This window comes from Nocardia sp. NPDC051832 (assembly GCF_040681285.1).
Lineage (GTDB): Bacteria > Actinomycetota > Actinomycetes > Mycobacteriales > Mycobacteriaceae > Nocardia.
In genome coordinates this window covers 718,325-735,418 of the sequence record NZ_JBFAYL010000004.1, presented here as the reverse complement: position 1 = coordinate 735,418, position 17,094 = coordinate 718,325, and the positions used below count along the sequence as shown (strand labels likewise).

General features: G+C 65.9%; 19 protein-coding genes. 7 read left to right on the top strand and 12 right to left on the bottom strand.

Annotation, left to right across the window (positions count from 1 at the left end; all coding sequences use genetic code 11):
• Positions 1-3: 3 nt before the first annotated feature.
• On the top strand, positions 4-630 hold the full coding sequence (locus AB0M14_RS28885) for a helix-turn-helix domain-containing protein (protein ID WP_365000232.1): 627 nt from the start codon (positions 4-6) through the stop codon (positions 628-630).
• A gap of 236 nt (positions 631-866) precedes the next feature.
• On the top strand, positions 867-1,043 hold the full coding sequence (locus tag AB0M14_RS28880) for a hypothetical protein (protein WP_365000230.1): 177 nt from the start codon (positions 867-869) through the stop codon (positions 1,041-1,043).
• 38 nt (positions 1,044-1,081) lie between these two features.
• Here the strand turns inward: AB0M14_RS28880 and AB0M14_RS28875 are convergent, their stop codons facing one another.
• Positions 1,082-2,035 (bottom strand): NAD(P)-dependent alcohol dehydrogenase, encoded by a 954-nt coding sequence (locus AB0M14_RS28875; RefSeq protein ID WP_365000228.1) that lies wholly within the window; start codon positions 2,033-2,035, stop codon positions 1,082-1,084.
• 219 nt (positions 2,036-2,254) lie between these two features.
• Here AB0M14_RS28875 and AB0M14_RS28870 point away from each other — a divergent pair, with 219 nt between their 5' ends.
• Together AB0M14_RS28870 and AB0M14_RS28865 are read left to right on the top strand one after the other, a co-directional pair.
• The gene (locus AB0M14_RS28870) at positions 2,255-3,238 is read left to right on the top strand and encodes an amidinotransferase (RefSeq protein WP_365000227.1); all 984 of its coding nucleotides are present in this window, start codon (positions 2,255-2,257) and stop codon (positions 3,236-3,238) included.
• Positions 3,239-3,302: 64 nt separating this feature from the next.
• A complete protein-coding gene (locus AB0M14_RS28865) occupies positions 3,303-3,620 on the top strand; it encodes a DUF222 domain-containing protein (RefSeq protein ID WP_365000225.1) in 318 nt (105 codons plus the stop codon).
• An 18-nt stretch (positions 3,621-3,638) separates the two neighbouring features.
• Here the strand turns inward: AB0M14_RS28865 and AB0M14_RS28860 are convergent, their stop codons facing one another.
• The 3 genes from AB0M14_RS28860 to AB0M14_RS28850 are packed head-to-tail and all read right to left on the bottom strand — an operon-like array spanning position 3,639 to position 7,663.
• Positions 3,639-4,331: a winged helix-turn-helix transcriptional regulator gene (locus tag AB0M14_RS28860; protein WP_365000223.1), complete on the bottom strand. Its 693-nt coding sequence runs from the start codon at positions 4,329-4,331 to the stop codon at positions 3,639-3,641.
• Positions 4,332-4,379: 48 nt separating this feature from the next.
• The gene (locus AB0M14_RS28855) at positions 4,380-5,393 is read right to left on the bottom strand and encodes a hypothetical protein (protein ID WP_365000222.1); all 1,014 of its coding nucleotides are present in this window, start codon (positions 5,391-5,393) and stop codon (positions 4,380-4,382) included.
• Complete coding sequence (locus tag AB0M14_RS28850; RefSeq protein ID WP_365000220.1) at positions 5,390-7,663, bottom strand: MMPL family transporter; 2,274 nt, start codon at positions 7,661-7,663, stop codon at positions 5,390-5,392. The genes AB0M14_RS28855 and AB0M14_RS28850 overlap by 4 nt, the downstream gene beginning before the upstream one ends.
• A 193-nt stretch (positions 7,664-7,856) precedes the next feature.
• Here AB0M14_RS28850 and AB0M14_RS28845 point away from each other — a divergent pair, with 193 nt between their 5' ends.
• Complete coding sequence (locus AB0M14_RS28845) at positions 7,857-8,768, top strand: LLM class flavin-dependent oxidoreductase (protein ID WP_365000219.1); 912 nt, start codon at positions 7,857-7,859, stop codon at positions 8,766-8,768.
• A gap of 6 nt (positions 8,769-8,774) precedes the next feature.
• Here the strand turns inward: AB0M14_RS28845 and AB0M14_RS28840 are convergent, their stop codons facing one another.
• The 7 genes from AB0M14_RS28840 to AB0M14_RS28810 all read right to left on the bottom strand — a co-directional run bounded on the left by AB0M14_RS28840 (position 8,775) and on the right by AB0M14_RS28810 (position 14,898).
• Complete coding sequence (locus AB0M14_RS28840; protein ID WP_365000217.1) at positions 8,775-9,569, bottom strand: hypothetical protein; 795 nt, start codon at positions 9,567-9,569, stop codon at positions 8,775-8,777.
• A 181-nt stretch (positions 9,570-9,750) separates the two neighbouring features.
• Positions 9,751-10,608 (bottom strand): hypothetical protein, encoded by an 858-nt coding sequence (locus AB0M14_RS28835; protein WP_365000216.1) that lies wholly within the window; start codon positions 10,606-10,608, stop codon positions 9,751-9,753.
• Between the two features lie 81 nt (positions 10,609-10,689).
• The gene (locus tag AB0M14_RS28830) at positions 10,690-11,559 is read right to left on the bottom strand and encodes an AraC family transcriptional regulator (RefSeq protein WP_365000214.1); all 870 of its coding nucleotides are present in this window, start codon (positions 11,557-11,559) and stop codon (positions 10,690-10,692) included.
• Positions 11,560-11,758: 199 nt separating this feature from the next.
• Positions 11,759-12,328, bottom strand: a complete 570-nt coding sequence (locus AB0M14_RS28825) for a dihydrofolate reductase family protein (RefSeq protein ID WP_365000212.1) — start codon at positions 12,326-12,328, stop codon at positions 11,759-11,761.
• A gap of 300 nt (positions 12,329-12,628) precedes the next feature.
• Positions 12,629-12,850: a hypothetical protein gene (locus tag AB0M14_RS28820; RefSeq protein ID WP_365000210.1), complete on the bottom strand. Its 222-nt coding sequence runs from the start codon at positions 12,848-12,850 to the stop codon at positions 12,629-12,631.
• 200 nt (positions 12,851-13,050) lie between these two features.
• Positions 13,051-13,650 (bottom strand): hypothetical protein, encoded by a 600-nt coding sequence (locus AB0M14_RS28815; RefSeq protein WP_365000208.1) that lies wholly within the window; start codon positions 13,648-13,650, stop codon positions 13,051-13,053.
• An 84-nt stretch (positions 13,651-13,734) separates the two neighbouring features.
• Entirely contained in the window at positions 13,735-14,898 is a 1,164-nt protein-coding gene (locus tag AB0M14_RS28810; RefSeq protein ID WP_365000206.1) for an IS110 family transposase, read from the bottom strand.
• A gap of 386 nt (positions 14,899-15,284) precedes the next feature.
• On the opposite strand from AB0M14_RS28810, the gene AB0M14_RS28805 reads away from it, so the two are divergent.
• Complete coding sequence (locus AB0M14_RS28805; protein ID WP_365000203.1) at positions 15,285-15,746, top strand: SRPBCC domain-containing protein; 462 nt, start codon at positions 15,285-15,287, stop codon at positions 15,744-15,746.
• 220 nt (positions 15,747-15,966) lie between these two features.
• Here the strand turns inward: AB0M14_RS28805 and AB0M14_RS28800 are convergent, their stop codons facing one another.
• A complete protein-coding gene (locus AB0M14_RS28800) occupies positions 15,967-16,302 on the bottom strand; it encodes a hypothetical protein (protein ID WP_365000201.1) in 336 nt (111 codons plus the stop codon).
• Positions 16,303-16,479: 177 nt separating this feature from the next.
• On the opposite strand from AB0M14_RS28800, the gene AB0M14_RS28795 reads away from it, so the two are divergent.
• A complete protein-coding gene (locus tag AB0M14_RS28795) occupies positions 16,480-17,091 on the top strand; it encodes a hypothetical protein (RefSeq protein WP_365000199.1) in 612 nt (203 codons plus the stop codon).
• The last annotated feature ends 3 nt before the right edge of the window (positions 17,092-17,094 follow it).

Genomic DNA, 17,094 nt, shown 5'->3' with positions numbered 1-17,094 from the left:
ATGATGCGTAGCTACGGCCAGTACTGCGGGCTCGCCCGGTCCCTTGAGGTCGTCGGGGACCGCTGGAATCTGCTCATCGTCCGCCAGCTCCTCATCGCTCCCGCCCGCTACCGCGACCTCATCGACGGCCTCCCCGGCATCGCGACCAACCTGCTCGCCGATCGCCTCCGTGACCTCGAGACCGCGGGAGTCGTCGAGCGGCGACTAGCCGGCGCGGGCAGCGTCGTCGAATACGCCCTCACCCCCTGGGGCGCCGAACTGCGGCAGCCGATCGAAAGCCTGATCCGCTGGTCCACGCCGCTGATGGTTCGCGGCCCCGAAGGCGACGCATTTCGCCCCGAGTGGCTCGCCCTCGCCGTTCCCGCCCTGCTCGGCACCCGCGTCGAGACCCGCATCTCGGCGACAATCGGCCTCGCCATCAGTGACCCGCCGTTCCAGCTCCGCGCATCGCACTCCGGCTTCGAGGTCGGCCCACACGACGGCCGCGAACTCGACGCCACCGTCCGCGCCGAGCCCGCCTACATTCTCGGTCTCGCCGCCGGCGCCTTCAGCCTCGACGACGCGCGCGCCCTCGGGCTGGTCGAGGTCGACGGCGACGAATCCGTGGTCCGCGCCGTCTTCGCGGCCTGAGACCTGCTGCGGCGCAAGACGATATCGACCTGCTGAGCGCCGGTCGCCGCCAGGACGCGACCGGTTGTTCGGCCGGTCCGATGTGCGCCGTCACCCATTGACCGCCGCCAGAGTGTGACAAGTACAGCCGAGGTCGAAATCTGCTGGTAGAGCTGTAACTTTCCGGTCTGAACGAGCAATTCCCCTGGGCCATAAGGGTCGTGGCACGGGGCCGGGGCGACCGAAAGTGGGACGACATGGTGACCGAGTTGGTCGTGGTGGCGATCGTCGTGACATTGCTGACAAGCGCGGCCATCGCGATGAATTGGGACCCGCGCCGGGACCGGCGCGATCGGCGCGGGCGCAGCACGGATTCGATCAGCGAGGCGGCCATGCCGCGCGACGGCGGCTGGCCTCGGAGGACCAGACGCTGACCGGACTGGTTGCGGCTCAACGCATCCGGCGGCGCCGATCAGCCGATCTCGACGACCACTTTCCCGAGCGCGCGTCCCGCGCCGACGTAGGCCAGTGCGCTCGCGGTCTCCTCGAGCGGGAAACTGCGGTCGATGTGGATACCGATCTGTCCCGCGACGCACGCCTCCGCGAGCGGCGTGAAGTGCGCGGGTCCTTCCTTGACCGCGAGGACCCGGAGGTTACGCCCGGTCGCCATTCCAGCGAGCACGCCCACTGTCGTCATCCGCAGCAACGCGCGTGTGGTGCCGCCGGCGCAGCGATACCGCCCGCCCCGCGCGACCGCCCGGCGGTAAGCGAAGACCGACCGGTGCGCGACGAGATCGAGAATGAAGTCGTACGGCCCGGTCCGCGTGAAATCCGCAGCGCGATAATCGATCACCTCGTCAGCGCCGACCGAACGCATGAACGTCAGCTTGTCCGCGTTGTCCACCCCGGTCACGTGCGCCCCGGCCCGCTTCGCCAACTGAATCGCGAACGCCCCCGACCCGCCGCCCGCGCCATTGATCAACACCGACATCCCGTCCGCGACCCCAGCCGTACCCTGCGACGCGATCGCCGCCGCCTGCGGCAGCGTCGACGCCTCGGCGAAGCTCAGCTCCGCCGGTTTCCGGGCCAGCGCCGATTGCGGCGCCACGGCGTACTCCGCGAACCCGCCCTTGAGCATGAGATTGTCGCCGTAGACCTCGTCACCCACCGCGAACAGTGTGACCGCGGAGCCGACAGCTTCGACCCGTCCGGCGATATCGGATCCGAGCACCGGCCGCCGAGGCGCCCGAATCCCGCCGATCCGCGAATACAACGGCGTCCCCCGCAGCGTCTCCCAGTCCGAGAGGTTGATCGACGTCGCCTGCACCCGAACGAGCACCTGGTCAGGTCCAGGCGTCGGCACTGGAATTTCCGCGACCGACAACACCTCGGGATCGCCGTACCGGTCGTAAATGACAGCCCTCATGCGATTCCAGCACACCGGACCGAGCGACAGCCTGACACGCGACAGAGTCTAGCCGTGGTGCCGCCCTGCGACCGGCGAACGTCACCAGCATGCCGGAGGCGCAACGACCCACCCGACCGGTAACGATCGGCTCGACAAAGGATTGCTATTCGATTGCGATGAGCTCCGGGCGCGATGCCCGCACCGTCACTTCGTTCCGCCTGCCTAGGCTCGGTTCTCATGGTTGCTGAGAGCACGGAGGTCCGGCTGGACAGCGAGTTCGCGCCGCTGCGCACCGTGGTGGTGTCCCGATGCGAGTTCCGCGCACCGGCCGGCGCCGCGATCCTCGGACACTCGATGCCCGTGGAGGCCGGCGCGGCCGAGATCCTCGAAGCGGTGTGGGGGAAGGATTTCGGGGCGGTCCATCCCGAGAAGCAGGCGGCCTGGGAGGCCGAACGGGAGGAACTGGCGGCGGTGCTGACGCGGCACGGCGTGGAAGTGCTGCGTCCGCGACTGTTCAACGACGTGGAGAAGGCCGCGGCCGGCGACACCGGTTACGCCAACTTCTTCGTCCGTGATCCCTGGTTCACCGTGGGTGAGCACGTGGTGGAAGGCGTCCTGCAATTCCCGCATCGCCGGCGGGAGATCCTGCCCAGCCGCCAGCTGCTGCTGGATCGCGTCCTGCCCTCGGCCGCGCACTATGTCTCGCTACCGCAACCGGAGATCGCGCCGCTCGGCGCCCCCGGTGCGGGACCTTTCCTCGAGGGCGGTGACGTCTTGGTGCTGGGCGCCGAGGTATTCGTGGGCTGTTCGGGCATGGCCACCGACGAACTCGGATATCGCTGGCTCGCGAAGTACCTGAAGCCGTTCGGATTCACCGTGACCCGCGTCGAGCTGCCCCCGCACGTGCTGCACCTGGATTGTGCGATCAGCCTGGTCCGGGACGGCCTGATGATCTCCTGCCCGGCCCGTCTGCCGGCAGGATTGCCTGCGGCACTGCGCGATTGGGAACAGATCGAGGTCAGCGAGGACGAGGCGGCGGCCATGGCCACCAACGGTCTGCCCATCGACCCCGGCACCTACATCACCGATCCGCAGTTCGAACGGGTCGGCAAGGAACTCGAGGCCCGCGGGATCACCGTGGAGTACATCGACTTCTCGGTCTCGCGGCTGTTCGGCGGCGCGTTCCGCTGCTCGACCCAGCCCCTGCTGCGCGCCGGCTGAAGCTCGGCGACTCGGCCTACGCAAAGTATCGAACATACGTTCTATCTGATGTAGTCTGCTCCACGTGACCATAGATTCGACCGCGCTGGCGCCGAACGCTCCAGCATCGGGCTGGCCGGAACTGGCCGATGTCGATTTGCTGCGCATTCTCGTCGAAACCGAACGCCGCCGAAGGCGATTGGACGCCGCCATGCGTGCGGCCGTCGCCGAAGCCGAGCGCCGCGGCCTCGCTGCGGACACAGGCTACCGCGACACTGTCGACCTCTTGGCCGATCTGCTCCGGATCAGCGCCCCCGAAGCGCGCCGTCGAATCGAATACGCCGCTCCACAGCCCCGGTCACGTTCCCGCAAGGTGTGGCGGGTGCTGGCGGCAGCAAGCTGACGCCGACCGGTCGGATAATCAGCCCGGCACGTTGTCGAGCGCGATTCGCGGGTGCTCCGGAATGCGATCCGGCAGCACCCGTGTCAGCGTCAGCAGCGCGTCCGGGTCTCCGTCGAGCGTGACGCGTCCGGTGGTGAGGGCTTCGGACAGCGCCAGTCGGCCGGCGCTGATTTCCAGAACGGTGACGGGATCGGTGCCGGCCGTGGCGTCGAATCGGTCCAGCGGGCCCGGCGTCACGGTCACGTCGTTGTGACTGATCCGCAGATAGGCCTCGGATTCGCCGAGCTGGAAGCGATAGGTGTATTCGAGGCCGGTGAGTGCGTCGCGATCGATCATCTGAGCGATGAAAACGAGCGCCCATTCGGCTCGATAGGCCTCGTCGGGCCGCGGTGCTCGCGCGCGATGGCGCGCTCCCCACAGCACCAAGGGCAGCATCGCTTCGGCGAGTTCGGTTCCCGCTGTGGTCAGTTCGTAGACGGTCGCCGCGGTGGGTGGGGGTAGCTGGCGCTGGCGGATGATGCCGTCGTCTTCCAGCTGCCGCAGCCGGGCCGCGAGCAGGCTCGAGCCGATTCCGTCGAGGGCGCCGGCCAGGTCGGTGTAGCGCTTGGGGCCGGCCATGAGCTCGCGAACGAGGAGCAGGGTCCACCGTTCGCCCACGATGTCCAGGCTCAGCGCGAGACTGCAGAACTGGTTGTACACACGCCTGGCCATGCCGCCAGCCTAATCGCCGGGAACAATTCGGGAGGACATGGTTCAGTTTCATGTCCTGATTCCGGCGTCGCTCAATTGCTGCTGCAGGGCCGCCAGGGTGAAGACCTCCTCCGGATTCGCGGCTCCGGTGCGCCCGTCGACTGCGGAGCGGAGGAACGCTCGGCCGAAGATCTCGGTCGCCCGGGCCGCACGCAGGTAGCCGCCCGAGCATTCGACGGTGCGCTCCTCGAGCCGGGTCCCCCGGGCAGACGTCGCGACCCAGTGCACCACGGTTTCGGCGCTGGGCCGGGCGGGCACGGTGCGGCGGCCGAGGAGGAACGGGGCTTTCGGCACTTCCGCGAGCAATCCGAGCGGGTTGAGGGCAACGACCAACTGGTGCAGGAACTTTCGGTCCAGATAGGCGTAGGTGCGGATGGCGCGTCCGCCGGCGCTGTCCAGCAGCCAGCCCCGGTCGCGCTCGGCGAAACCGAAACAGGTCATCGGCTCGGCCCGATCGGGCAGGGACACCGTCATGGTGTGATGACGCGGGGCCAGCTTGTTGTAGACGCCGTGCCGGCCGATGGTGGTCAGATTCTCGTGGACGAATCCGACTCCCGCGGGTCCGGCCATCCCGCTGGCGGGGAGGCACATCACGAACTCGACGGTGTCGGCTTCCGGATGACGGGCGAGCATGTCGGCGATCACCAGATTGCTGACCCCGGGCGCCAATCCGGCATTGAGCAGTACCGCACCCCGGACCGGTCGCTGCGCCGCATGGATGCGCAGTTTTCGCGCGGAAGTCGCCGGCACGGTCGCCGGAGTCAGTACGCGGCAGCCGTTGGCCAGCGCCCAATTCTCGACGGTGAGATCGGGATCGGGGACGGTATTGACGGTCAGGTCGGCCGCCATCAGCGCCGGGGCGATGGTCTCCGGCCGGGACAGATCGATCAGTACCGAACCGGGTGCGGCCCGCCTTTTCCGGGTTCCGCGCAGCACCTGCCACCCGGCGCGGGCGAATACTTCGGCGACCGTGGATCCCAGCACGCCGGTGGCTCCGATCACGAGGACGGTTCGATCGATCATCGGGCACTCCTGGTTTCGGCGAGTTCGCTGCTCGGCTCCGGATTCGACTGGGGCGCTTCGTGTTCGGTGAGACCCCATTTGTCGTGCCAGCGGGCCAGCGGGCCCGGCGCCCACCAATTCGCGCCGCCGGCCAGTTTCATGAACGCGGGGATCAGCAGGGTCCGGACCAGGAACGCGTCCACCAGCACGCCGATGGTCAGGCCGACTCCGAGGGCGCGCATGAACAAGACCTGGCCGGCGCTGATCCCGAGGAACACGATGACCATCACCAGGGCCGCCGCGGTGACGATCCGGCCGCTGCGTGCCATGCCGAACGCCACTGCCCGTTCGTTGTCGCCGGGTCCTCTGCCGGATCGCAGCCATTCCTCGCGAATGCGGGAGAGTACGAAAACCTCGTAGTCGATCGCGAGTGCGTAGGCGATACAGGCGAGCAGAGGCGGAACGAACGCGATGGTGCCGTAGTCGCCGCCCGCCGTGCCCAGCGCGCCGAGATTGCCGAACTGGAAGATCCACACCACGACTCCGAGTGCGGCCGCGAGCGACAGCAGATTCATCACGAGTGCTTTGATCGGCAACAGCACGCTACCGGTCATCAGGAACATCAGGACGAGCGTGATGACGGCGACCAGGACCACTACCAGCGGAACGTGTTCGGTGATGCCGTCGACGTTGTCCAGATTCCGTTGCGCGATGCCGCCGAACAGCGCTGGGGCGGGCGCGGGCACCTCTTTGAGCATCGCGAGTTGTGTTTTGCCCTGCTCCGAGAACGGATCCCGGGTCGTCGACACCGTCAGATAGGCGGCATTGTCTTTGCGGGCCGCTCCGAAGGTCACCGGGCTGATCGGTCGCCCCTCGGCGTAGATGCCATTCGGGGCGGCGACCTGAGTCACGTCCTCGACCCGGGACAGTGCACTCGCGTACTCGGCGACGACACCTGGCGAGGTCACGCCGTCGGGGAGGACGATCACGATGTTGCCGGTGTTGTTCTGGTGCAGGAATTCCGCGCGTATGAGGTCGCCGGTCTGCCGCGCCATCGCCGACTGCGGCAGGATCCGGTCGTCGGAGTAGCCGAGTTTGATACCGAGGAACGGCGCACCCAGGAGCAGCAGGATCGCACTGCCGACCAGGACGACCGGTATCGCACGCCGCATCGAGAAGAGCGCGATGCGATGCCAGAACTGCTGTTCGGGTCGTCGATTTCGTGGTGTCAGGCCCAGCCGGCGCGCGATCGGCTTACGGATGTCCAGGGCGTCGATCCGCTTGCCCATCAGCACGATCAGCGCCGGCGCCAGCACCAGCGCGCCCACCAGCGACAGCGCGACCGCGATGACCCCGCCATAGCCGAGTGACCTGAGCATGTACTGCGGGAACACGATCAAGGTCGAGACGGTCAGCCCCATGGTGAGCGCCGAATAGGTCACCGTCCGCCCCGCGGTATTCATGGTGACCAGCAGCGCCTGGCGCGGCGGACCACCCCGTGCGAGCTCTTCGCGATAGCGGTTGACGATGAACAGGGTGTAGTCGATAGCGAGCGCCAAGCTGAAGGCGGTCGTCAGATTCACCGCGTAGATAGACACATTGGTGAAGAAGTGGATCGTCCACAGGCTCGCGAGCGTGCCGGCGATCGCGAAGACCGCCACCAGCAGCGGCAGCGCCGAGGCGACGGCACTGCCGAAGATCCACACCAGTGCCAGGAAGGTGAACGGAATCGCCAGCGCTTCCATGAGCAGCAGATCGGCACGGGACCGGTCCTGCGCCTCCCGGAAGGCCAGCGCCTGGCCACCGGCGCTGACCGTGACCCCGTTCTCGGTTCCCGCGAACCGCGCGGCGATTTCCCCGGCCCGGGCCGGGGCGGTGGTGTCGTCGCCGACGATCTGAGCGGCGACGAGTCCGGTGCGATTGTCCACGCCGACCAGTGCGTCGTTCAGCCCCGGCGGCACCGTCCAATACGAAATGACTTGCCGCGCATGGGGAAAGGCTTGCAGAGCCGCCACGATCGCCTGGCCCCGCGACCGTGCGGCCGGACTGTCGGCCCCACCCGGGGCGGTCACGGTGAACACCAGCGACGACCCGCCGGCGTGAAACTTCTCGTCGAGAATCTGCTCGGCCCTGGTCGATTCGGCGCCGGGCTCGTCGAAGAACCCGCCAGAGGGCAACTTCCAGGTCGCCGGCGCGGCGTAAACCCCCGCCACCACGATGAACAGCAACGCGCCTAGCACGATCCGGCGCGGATAGCGCAGGGCCAGCGTGGCCAGGTCGGTGAGCTTCATTCGGACCCATCCCCCTCGGTAGGAATCTTTTTGAAGTATCACCGTATATTTTTGAAGTAGGCCGTGTCCAGGGTGAATCCGGAACTCGGCGAGTACCTGCCGCTGGGTGCGCGTGGTAGACAGGGCTGATGATCAGTCACGGAATCGCCGAGACACGACATCACCCACCGCGTGGGCTGCGCGAGGACCGATCGTGACTGCCGGCGAGGTCTTGTTCGGCCTCGGCCTCGAAACCGATGTCACCCAGGTCGATGAGATCCTCGCCCACGCCCGCACCGCCGACGACGCGGGCCTGGACCTGGTCACCCTCTCCGATCACCCCTACTTCGCCCAGCGTCTGGACGCCTACGCGGTGCTGGCGTTCGTGCTGGGCGCGACCCGCAACATCACCGCGGCGACGGTCATGACCAACTTGCCCAATCGGCCCGCTCCTCAGCTGGCCCGCACCGTCACCGGCCTGTCCACGATCTCGGGCGGCCGATTCGCACTCGGCATCGGCGCCGGCGGCGGACAAGGCGAGGAAAGCCGCGCCCTCGGCGCCCCGCAGCTCGCGCCGGCGGCGCGGGTCCGCGCACTGGAGGAGGCGATCACCCTGATCCGGGCATTGTCCGGCGGCGGCGATCCGGTCACCTTCGACGGCGAGTTCTACCAGGTCACCAACCTGGCGCCGGCCGCAGCGCCGACACCGCCGATCTGGGTCGGCGCGCTGGGCCCGAAGATGCTCGCGCTCACCGGCCGACACGCAGACGGATGGATCCCCGGCCACCTCGCCGACTGGCGCAGCCCCGACGTTGCCCGAGGCCGGCCGATCATCGACGAGGCCGCCACGGCCGCGGGCCGCGATCCCGCCGACATCACCACCATCTACAACGTGGCGGGAACCATCTCCCGCGACCCGCTGCCCCGGACCCGCACCGCCGAAGGCCGCTGGATCGGAGGTTCGGTCACCCAGTGGGTGGAGGAGCTGACCTACGCCGTCGCCGAACACCGCGCCGGTGCGTTCATCTACCTGACCCGCCCTGGCGACATCATCAGCGACGACACCGTCGACCGCTGGGCACGGGAAGTGGTGCCCGCCGTCCGCGAGGCAATAGCCCAGCACTGACGCCCGTCAGCCTTGCCGACGGAGATCCCCGCGAAGACGCTCGATTGCCCTGCTGATCGCCGCCGCCCGATCAGCGCCGGGATCGTTGCGCTGTTCGAACTCGATGAGCCGCTCGGCCGTGGCGTGATTGCCCATCACCATGGTGAGGAGGATGTCCATGTCGCCTGCCGGGGTGCGCGCGGAACGGCTGCTTTCCCGCGCCGCGGTCTGGCTCGCCTTGGTCGCTAGGCGGCGCCAGTATTCGGCTTCGGCGATATTTCCGTCCTCCTGCAGCAGCGCTGCGAGCTTGGCCATCGCGTCCGGATTGCCCGCGTCCGCCCCGACCTGATACCAGTACAGGGCACCGTCGCGGTCACCCTGGCCGAGCGCGGATGCCGCATGAGCCTCCAACTCGGCGAAGGAAGGTTTGCGATCCTGCCCTTGGTCGAGGGGCTGAGGTCTGTCGCCGTGCGCGTCGCCGGTACCGGTCGAGGACCGGGTATACCGGTAGCAGACCGCGCCCGCCGCGACGCCGACAACCAGAACCGTGATCCCAGCCGGCAGAATCCCTTTCGCGGATTCGAGGCCCTTACGCTTTTCCTCAACTGCCTGCTCATAGCTGGTGACCCCGGACGAATCCTTTCCGAAACTCCAACACTCCGTGCCGGGAGTCATGACCTTCTCGTCGCAGGTCGGCCCAGCATCCGGATCCTGGCGGGAAACGATGAAACCGCCGACGATTAGGATCAGCCCGATCGGCACAGCCACCACCGCGATCAGCATGCACACCCCGGCCGTCAGCTGCCGGCGATCAGCTTTCATCGTCTGTGCGCCCTCGAACGGACCGGGCCGGATATCAGTGGTCGTGCGGTACTCATGATCGCCCCTCGACTAGATTTCCTGTGTCAGTTGACCATTCTCGGCGGGTGTGAGGAAAGCTAACAGGTCGAAAACATCACGGCTGCTGGAGAACACACGCAAATGCCTGCGGGCTCAGGTCATATCACCGAGGAGCGCTGGGATTCTGTTCTTTGACCAAGACTGGGTTGCGGTGTGCGGCAGGCCAGCATTGGATGTGGACGTGTTGCAGGTCGGCGGCGTTCGCATCCGGAGATTGGAACAACAAGATGCGCAATCGCAGCCACCCGGTCGGCACTGTTATCAGGCCACCATCGTGCGTGTCGCCGGCCGGTGAAGTCAGTTTCAACCTGCTGGAGTCCGCGCGCAGGCTGCACTCGATCACGCTGTCGAAAGCCTCGTGGTCATCGCCAGGAGCAGCGTCGAGGACATCGATCGCGACCGAGACATCGCCGTTGACTCCGGTGCGGATACCGACTGCGTCCTCGGCCAACACCAGGTAGTCGGAAAGTGCGGAATCGGTCCGTCGGTCTGCCAACTCGGTGGACGATGCACTGTCGAGAAGATGGATCAGACCGTCTGCGGAGCGCACAGTGCCGAGGCCGAGCCGCCGACGTGCTTCGCGTACCAGCGGGCTCACGCCGAACATCTCGTCGGGAGCGGTGGCCTCCACGCACGCCCATTCCTCGAGTTCCAGCGCGATCCTCGGTGCTTTGGTTGCCTTCCACACCGCCACCAAAGCGTCGATCAACGATTCAGTTCGTTCCGGCGGATAGTCCCGCGGCGGTGTGACGAGCATTTCCCCCCAAGCCGATTCGAGGACGAGGTCCACCAACCAGAAGCTGATCGACCAATCGGCCTTGTGGGCGAGCAACAGGTCAACGAACTCATCGAGCCGCGCCGGATCGGAGACCTCGATAGGCCAATCCTGCATCCAATCTTCGAGCGCGATGTTCGCCATTTGCGCTACCCGCGACGCCGAATCCGCACTGGGATAGATCATGTCGCTGAAGGTAGCCAACGCAGCGATCGTTGGCGACGGAGTTTCCGTGCGAGCGTTACGTCTCGCCCAGGATCTTTGGTGTCACGCCGGTTCGATGGGCAGCCACAGCTCGCAGGTCGCGGTGCTGAAGTCATCGGCGCGCTCGAGGACCGCGACGATCGAGGGTCCGGGTCGCAACCGCCATGGGTTGGCGGGGAACCATTCGGTCGCGGTCGCGGCCCACGCATCCTGCAGGGTCTGCGGATGGGGTCCGGCGGTGTGGAAGACCGCCCACCTGCCGGTCGGGACCTCGATCGTGTCGAGGTCGTCGGGCGTCGGGGTGCCGGGGGAGACAGCGACCCCGTGGAGGTAGGTCAGTTCGCTGCCCTCGACGCCGTCGGGATCGACGTCGTCGCAGACCTGCAAAAGGCCCACCGGTTCGCTGTCTCCGAGGTCTTTCAACCGGGCATGTTCCTCCAGCGGCAGCGCGGCGATATGGCGCTGAATGTGCGGGTTGATGCCTAGGTGGATGAGTGGAACCCGGGCTGAGTGTCCGATGAGCCGGAAAGCGGGGCGGTCGACGATGCGGGTGTTCATGGGGATGTTCCCTTCGACGGTCAGGCGGAACCTGAGCTGTGGTTGTGTGCGAAGGGGGCCTCCGTCGCGGCGGACGTCGCTGGGGCGGGCGCCGTGAACTGCCCGAAACGCCCGCCCGAAAGCCTCGGTCGAGCCGTATCCGTGCCGGACGGCGATGCTCAGCAAATCGTCCTCGTCCCGGACGACGTCACCGGCGGCGATTGTCATGCGGCGGCGGCGTAGGTATTCCGACAGCGGCATACCGGCCAATGACGAGAACATCCGGCGCAGGTGATATTCGGTAGTGCCGAGTGTTCTGGCGGCTGCGCTGACGTCGAACTCTTCAGCGAGGTGTTCCTCGACAAGAGCGACAAGCCGGTTGAGCGCTGAGATCATGAGGCCTCCTTCGGCATCAACCCTGGTGGAAGGCACCCCTACCGTGCCCGACTATCGCGATCCGATCCGATCAGGCGCGTCCGCTGGTGCAGTCACGCAGTCACCCGGCGGCAGCAAGGCCTGCTCGGTACCACTGCGGCATGTAGGCATCGTCGCGCGGGAATCGTTCTTGTTCGAGTGCGTACGCACTCTCTTTCGGTTACCTCGCTCGGTAGCGCTGTAGCAGCACACCGGACCGCTCGAACGATCTCGCCTCGACCAGACGCAGGTCTCGGCGTGTGCCGTCGTCCGCGAACAGTGGTTTTCCGGTCCCGAGGACGACCGGGAAGACGAGTAGCCGGTATTCGTCAATCAGGTTCAACCGCATAAAGGTTCGCGCGGTGGCAACTCCGGCGAACAGGATCAGCGGCTTGCCGTCCTGCGCTTTCAACGCGGCGACTTCCGTGGCGAGATCGCCGCCGATCCGGCTGGCGGGCTGCCAGGACAGATCCGGGTCCTGCCCGGAGACGACGAGTTTGTTCAATCCGTTCACCTTGGGCGCCAACATCTTGTCGCCCGGCGTGGCGGGCTCGCGCTCAGCTTCCGGCCAGTACTGGCCGAGCAATTCATAGCTGACACGGCCGAAAATCTGGGCGTCGACGCTGTCCAGGAGATCGGACAGGTAATGGTCGAGGTCGGGGTCGTCTACCTCGATCCAGTCGAGGTTTCCCGCCGGCCCCTCGGCCATCCCGTCCACCGACACCATCATCTGCAAGATAAGCTCGCGCACGCTGTCCTCCGCTGGTCGAAACACACTTCCGAGAGAAGGGACGCGGTGGCAGGGCGAAAGTAATCGGTGCCGGGTTTCCGATCGCTCGAAACCGGATCGCGGCCCGATCTCCGGGATCTGTACCTGCGAGTCCTTCGCGGCCAAGGTTGACGGTCTCCTCGATGTCCCGACAATCATTGCCTACAGTGATCGAGCCGTCGTGGTGGAAGATCACGAAGGTTCCGTTATCCCGTGCGACGGTCGCCGCATCTGCTGCGGTTCGCGACCGTAAGGTCAGGTGCCAGCGGACAGCTGGGCGGATCAGTAGGTCACCTGAGTGTCGCGCTGGCGCGGGGTCCAGCCTCGCTTGAGAGCAGCTCGGATTGCTTGGGCGACCAGAGCCGGAGTAACCACCGTTTCCTGACCGACGACGGTGACCATACGCTGGCCTTGGCCGTCGGCGATTTCGGCGACGATACTCATCTCGGGTTCGAGTTTGGCAGCGACAGCCCATCGATACCGGACCCCGTCGACGTCGATCATCCGTGAACCTCTGCGCGCCAGCCCCATTCACCGATTCAACACCGCGGACCGGCCAACGTCGAATGATTTCTCGGTGTCCTACCTCTTGCGGCATCGCAATCTACTGCCGCTGACAAGGCTGTTCGGACCGGGACAGGCCGCGCCAGCGAACGCACTGATCTGCCGATGACACGATGTCTGACAGAAGCCGTTGGAATACGTCAGATGGTGAAGAATCCAGCGATGCCGAAGCCCGGCTTCGCTGCCGCCATGGCGGCGAAATCCACACCTACAGCAATCCATTCGCGGACATGCCGATCCAGGGCGGAAAGCTGCTGTTGGCTCGCTGCATCCCACTCGGCCAGCGCACGCACACACTGTTCATGCGTCCACTCGCCGTACCCGCCGTCCTCGATCGGCGGCAGACCCTTGGGAGTGTCCCCTTCGAAAGCCGTGAACGAGATGGCATCGATACCCACCGACCGAAATCCCCTGTCCACCACACTCAACCAGTCACCGCGATAGGGGCCATGCGAGGCATTTCCCTCTGAGCAGGTCTGACAAATATCGCGGTAGGCCCTGTTGTACCGGTAATCGCAGCCCTCTCTATAGGGCCCGCCTGCGATCACCGCGCGCAATGCCTCCGGCATGCTCGGAATGCGATCGCCCGCTGGGTGATTGGCGAAGTAGGCGGCATCCTCGGCGTACTCGATCACGCAGTCGTAGTCCTCCACGGCCTCCCGGATGTCGTCTCGGTCGCCACCGATGGCCTCGTGCACCTCGTCGAGCATCACCACATACACGCTCAGAAATCGTCCCACGCCTGCAACTTTATGAGACTGAACGGACGATGCCGACTGGAACGCCGTCCGGTGCACAACATCCTGTATTGGCTCCCCTCTATGTCAAGACGCCGGTGGGGGTGCGGGGTTAGCCTGGTTGTCGGGTCCGGGATGTGGCTTGTCCGAAGGATCGGTATGCGGGTTGGAACCGGTCACGCTGGAGTCAAGAGTCGTTCCCGATTGCCCTCCCGGGCCTGCCCATTCACGACGATGTTGATCGGCGAGCATGCGGGCGTAGACGATGTTGGAGAGTCGTCGTTTGAGTGCACGGATCGCTTCCATTGAGGTCTTCCCGCCTGTCTTGCGGCTGTCGTAGTAGACGCGGCCGGCGGTGGTGCGGGTGCGTAGTTGAACGATGGCCATGATGTGTAGAACTCGGTTGATCTTGCGGTTCCCGGCCCGTGAGAGTCGGTGTCGCCGTTGATCACCGGAAGAGGCATCCAGGGGCGCGGTGCCGTTCCAGGACGCGAACCGGTCCCGGTCGCGGAATCGCCTGATATCGCCGACGTCAGCCAAGAGTCTCGCCGCGGAAGACGGTCCGATTCCGTGCAGGTCCATCAGGGTGCAGCCGCGGTCGATGATCAACTGGCGTAATTCTTTGTCGGCGGCCCTGGTTTTGCGGTCGATGGATTCGAGCTCCTCGATCAATTCCACGACCAGTCGTAACCGGATCCTGACCGCGGCGTCCGACCGTGAGATCGGGGCAATCAACTCGCGGGCCTGGCGAGCGGAGAGAAAGGCCTTGGCGCCACCGGGAATCAATTCCAGCAGTAATCGATGCATCCGACACAAGGTTTCGGTGCGGGCGCGCCCGAGTCCGTCGCGGCGATCGGCGAGCATGCCCAGCGCGATCAGTTCCGGATCCGCGGTGACGCGGCGCAGATTCGGGGCGTGCAAGGCGGCCAGCGCGACCGAGTGGGCATCGACGGGGTCGGTTTTGCGGCCGTTGCCGGTCGCGAAAACACGCACCTGCGCCGACAGTTTCGCCGGCACGTCGATCACGGTCTCGCCGTCGTGGACCAGGCGGTGTGCGAGGTGGCGGCCGATACCGTTGCAGCCTTCGACAGCCCATACCCTGTCGCTGAATCGGCCTGCGGTAGTGAGCATTTCCGAATATCCGACGTTGTCGGTGCTGTATCGGCCGGTAGTCAGAACTTGCCCGGTCGGGTCGATGACTTCGATGGTGGCCGAGCGTTTGTGCGGGTCCATTCCGATGATGACGGTCATCGCCGTGCCTCCCGTGTCAACGAAACATCGTGGTGTCCGTGCGGGAGGGCACCGCTAGTACGAGCATCGGGGCAGACCCCTCTTCAGCCACTCCCTGCACGGTGACCGGTGGGAGGCAAGCCAATAGAGAGCCACACCAATCCAGACGGTGGGCAGCCGCATGAAGGGAGCACCCCACCGGGCACCTGGACCTGATCCTGGCCGGGATCCGATCCTGATACCAGTCTCTTACTAGCCGCATATCGCTCGACCGGTGGGCTCGCGCTGGCGCCGCCATCTCGGCGATGCTCAGCACAGCGGTGGCGGTGCTTCGCCCCGGGCACAAGACGAGTCGTTGTCGCTTTTTTGCAAGACCATGATCTGCCCCTGCCATAGGTTGGAGACCAATGACCACTGGAGGAGGCAAGCAAATGACCGGCTATGTGGCTAAGGCGGCAACCGACATCAGCGCTTCGCCCGATCGGGTGTGGGCCGTGCTGACCGACCCCGGCGAGATTCGTGAATTCATGTTCGGGGCGGATGTGCAGACCGACTGGCAGGTGGGCAGCCCGATCGTCTGGAAGGGCGTCTACGAGGGGCGTGAGTACGAGGACAAGGGTGAGATTCTCGCGGTCGAGCCGGGCCGCCTGTTGAAGATGACCCACTACAGCCCGCTCACCGGCCAGCCGGACGTGCCCGAGAACTACCACACCCTCACCTACGAACTGAACGGGGACGGCGCCACGACGCACCTGTCTTTGAGCCAGGACAACAACGCCAGCGCGGACGAGGCCGCGCACTCCCGCGGCATGTGGGAGTCCCTCGTCGACGGCGTCAAGACCGCCGCCGAACGCGACGGTCAGCGGTAATCGACCGGGGCGGAAAAGCCTGTCCTGTCGTCGAGTTCGCGGTGCTGCCGTCCTTCGGGCTGTCCCTCCCGGACCAGGCGTGCCATGCGACCCAGCGCGGTGACATCTGTACATGCCCTGAGTCCGCACCGCTGCACGCTCGGCTCGCAGCGAGATCGACTGTGCCGCGGAGTGTCCGGAAATGCCGATGAGCGTGCGGCCTGTCGTTTCAGGAAACTCCTCAGCTACCGGTGTGCCACCGCTGCTCGACTGCTTGACGAGCCATGGTCCAGACCGTCTCGAAGTCCTCAGCCGGCATTTGGTCGAGGGCGCTGACCTCTACGTCCCAATCTTCGGAACTGCCCTCCCCGAGTACGCCGTACCTGCGCTCGTACGCCTGAACTTCAGCGATTCCCCCGTGGTCACGTGCAAACATCACCTCGGTAAGCGATGCGGCCGTTAGGGGCTCACTGTCAACACCTCGAAGATCGACTTGTCGGTTCGGCCAGCCATCATCATCGAGTTCGATCAACTGCCAGATGCCCTCATCCGCGTAGTAGTCGCGAATCCACCTCATACGACCAGTATTGCGGCTTTCGGCCAGTACCCGAGCATCTCTCTTTTCTGCCACTGGGCATGCGATCCCCAGCGGCTGACGTGGCGGTCGAAACCTGACCGAGTCGATCGGCGTTCTGCCCGCCGGCGAGATACGCTCCCGTCTAAGAGCTGGATCGCGCGGCCGGAGGGGGCGTTGATGGGCAAGGCCCGGTACTACAAGGACGTAGTTGCCACCGCCGCAGTGGTGTTGGTGTTCGAGCTGGTATTTCTCCTGCTCTACTACTTCATCGACATCGACAGCTTCCTGGTGGTGCACAAGCTCCTTCCGCTGATACTCGCCGTGCCCCTGCTGGTGCTGGTGGCGGTCTGCCTGGCCCGCATGCGCAAGAAGGTGTGGGTGTGGGTAGTCCTGGCTCCAGCTCTCGTACTCGGCGCGCTGATCTGCGTGCCTGTTGGAGCGCTGGCGGCAACCGAAATCCATATCGGTGGCCTGTGTTTGGATGCCGTGCCGAATTCGGACACGGCGCTCGAGGTCAAACGGACGACCTGTTCCCAGCCGACCTCCGTCTACGTGCAGAGGAACGCCGGCCCCTTCACCAGACGCTGGCTGGTCGCTCGATGTACGAGTGCCGACACGAACAACTCGGTGGGGCCGCAGCTCAACCCCACATGGACCGGTCGCTCGGCCTTCGTGCTGAAGAACCACCGAGGGGAACTGGTCGACGAGGTCACTGTCGACCCCACCACCGGAAGACCGGACCACGTCCTCCTCGAAGGGGATCGCTGCCCGCGCGGCGGAAGCGGCTAGACG

Bases quoted from the DNA above. Each gene is read 5' to 3' on its own strand.
- AB0M14_RS28830 (WP_365000214.1), bottom strand. From the start codon at position 11,559: ATGATCTCAGCGCTCAACCGGCTTGTCGCTCTTGTCGAGGAACACCTC.
- AB0M14_RS28795 (WP_365000199.1), top strand. From the start codon at position 16,480: ATGGGCAAGGCCCGGTACTACAAGGACGTAGTTGCCACCGCCGCAGTG.
- AB0M14_RS28800 (WP_365000201.1), bottom strand. From the start codon at position 16,302: ATGAGGTGGATTCGCGACTACTACGCGGATGAGGGCATCTGGCAGTTG.
- AB0M14_RS28805 (WP_365000203.1), top strand. From the start codon at position 15,285: ATGACCACTGGAGGAGGCAAGCAAATGACCGGCTATGTGGCTAAGGCG.
- AB0M14_RS28860 (WP_365000223.1), bottom strand. From the start codon at position 4,331: ATGGCCAGGCGTGTGTACAACCAGTTCTGCAGTCTCGCGCTGAGCCTG.
- AB0M14_RS28880 (WP_365000230.1), top strand. From the start codon at position 867: ATGGTGACCGAGTTGGTCGTGGTGGCGATCGTCGTGACATTGCTGACA.
- AB0M14_RS28885 (WP_365000232.1), top strand. From the start codon at position 4: ATGCGTAGCTACGGCCAGTACTGCGGGCTCGCCCGGTCCCTTGAGGTC.
- AB0M14_RS28840 (WP_365000217.1), bottom strand. From the start codon at position 9,569: ATGAAAGCTGATCGCCGGCAGCTGACGGCCGGGGTGTGCATGCTGATC.
- AB0M14_RS28820 (WP_365000210.1), bottom strand. From the start codon at position 12,850: ATGATCGACGTCGACGGGGTCCGGTATCGATGGGCTGTCGCTGCCAAA.
- AB0M14_RS28835 (WP_365000216.1), bottom strand. From the start codon at position 10,608: ATGATCTATCCCAGTGCGGATTCGGCGTCGCGGGTAGCGCAAATGGCG.
- AB0M14_RS28875 (WP_365000228.1), bottom strand. From the start codon at position 2,035: ATGAGGGCTGTCATTTACGACCGGTACGGCGATCCCGAGGTGTTGTCG.
- AB0M14_RS28870 (WP_365000227.1), top strand. From the start codon at position 2,255: ATGGTTGCTGAGAGCACGGAGGTCCGGCTGGACAGCGAGTTCGCGCCG.
- AB0M14_RS28850 (WP_365000220.1), bottom strand. From the start codon at position 7,663: ATGAAGCTCACCGACCTGGCCACGCTGGCCCTGCGCTATCCGCGCCGG.
- AB0M14_RS28855 (WP_365000222.1), bottom strand. From the start codon at position 5,393: ATGATCGATCGAACCGTCCTCGTGATCGGAGCCACCGGCGTGCTGGGA.
- AB0M14_RS28810 (WP_365000206.1), bottom strand. From the start codon at position 14,898: ATGACCGTCATCATCGGAATGGACCCGCACAAACGCTCGGCCACCATC.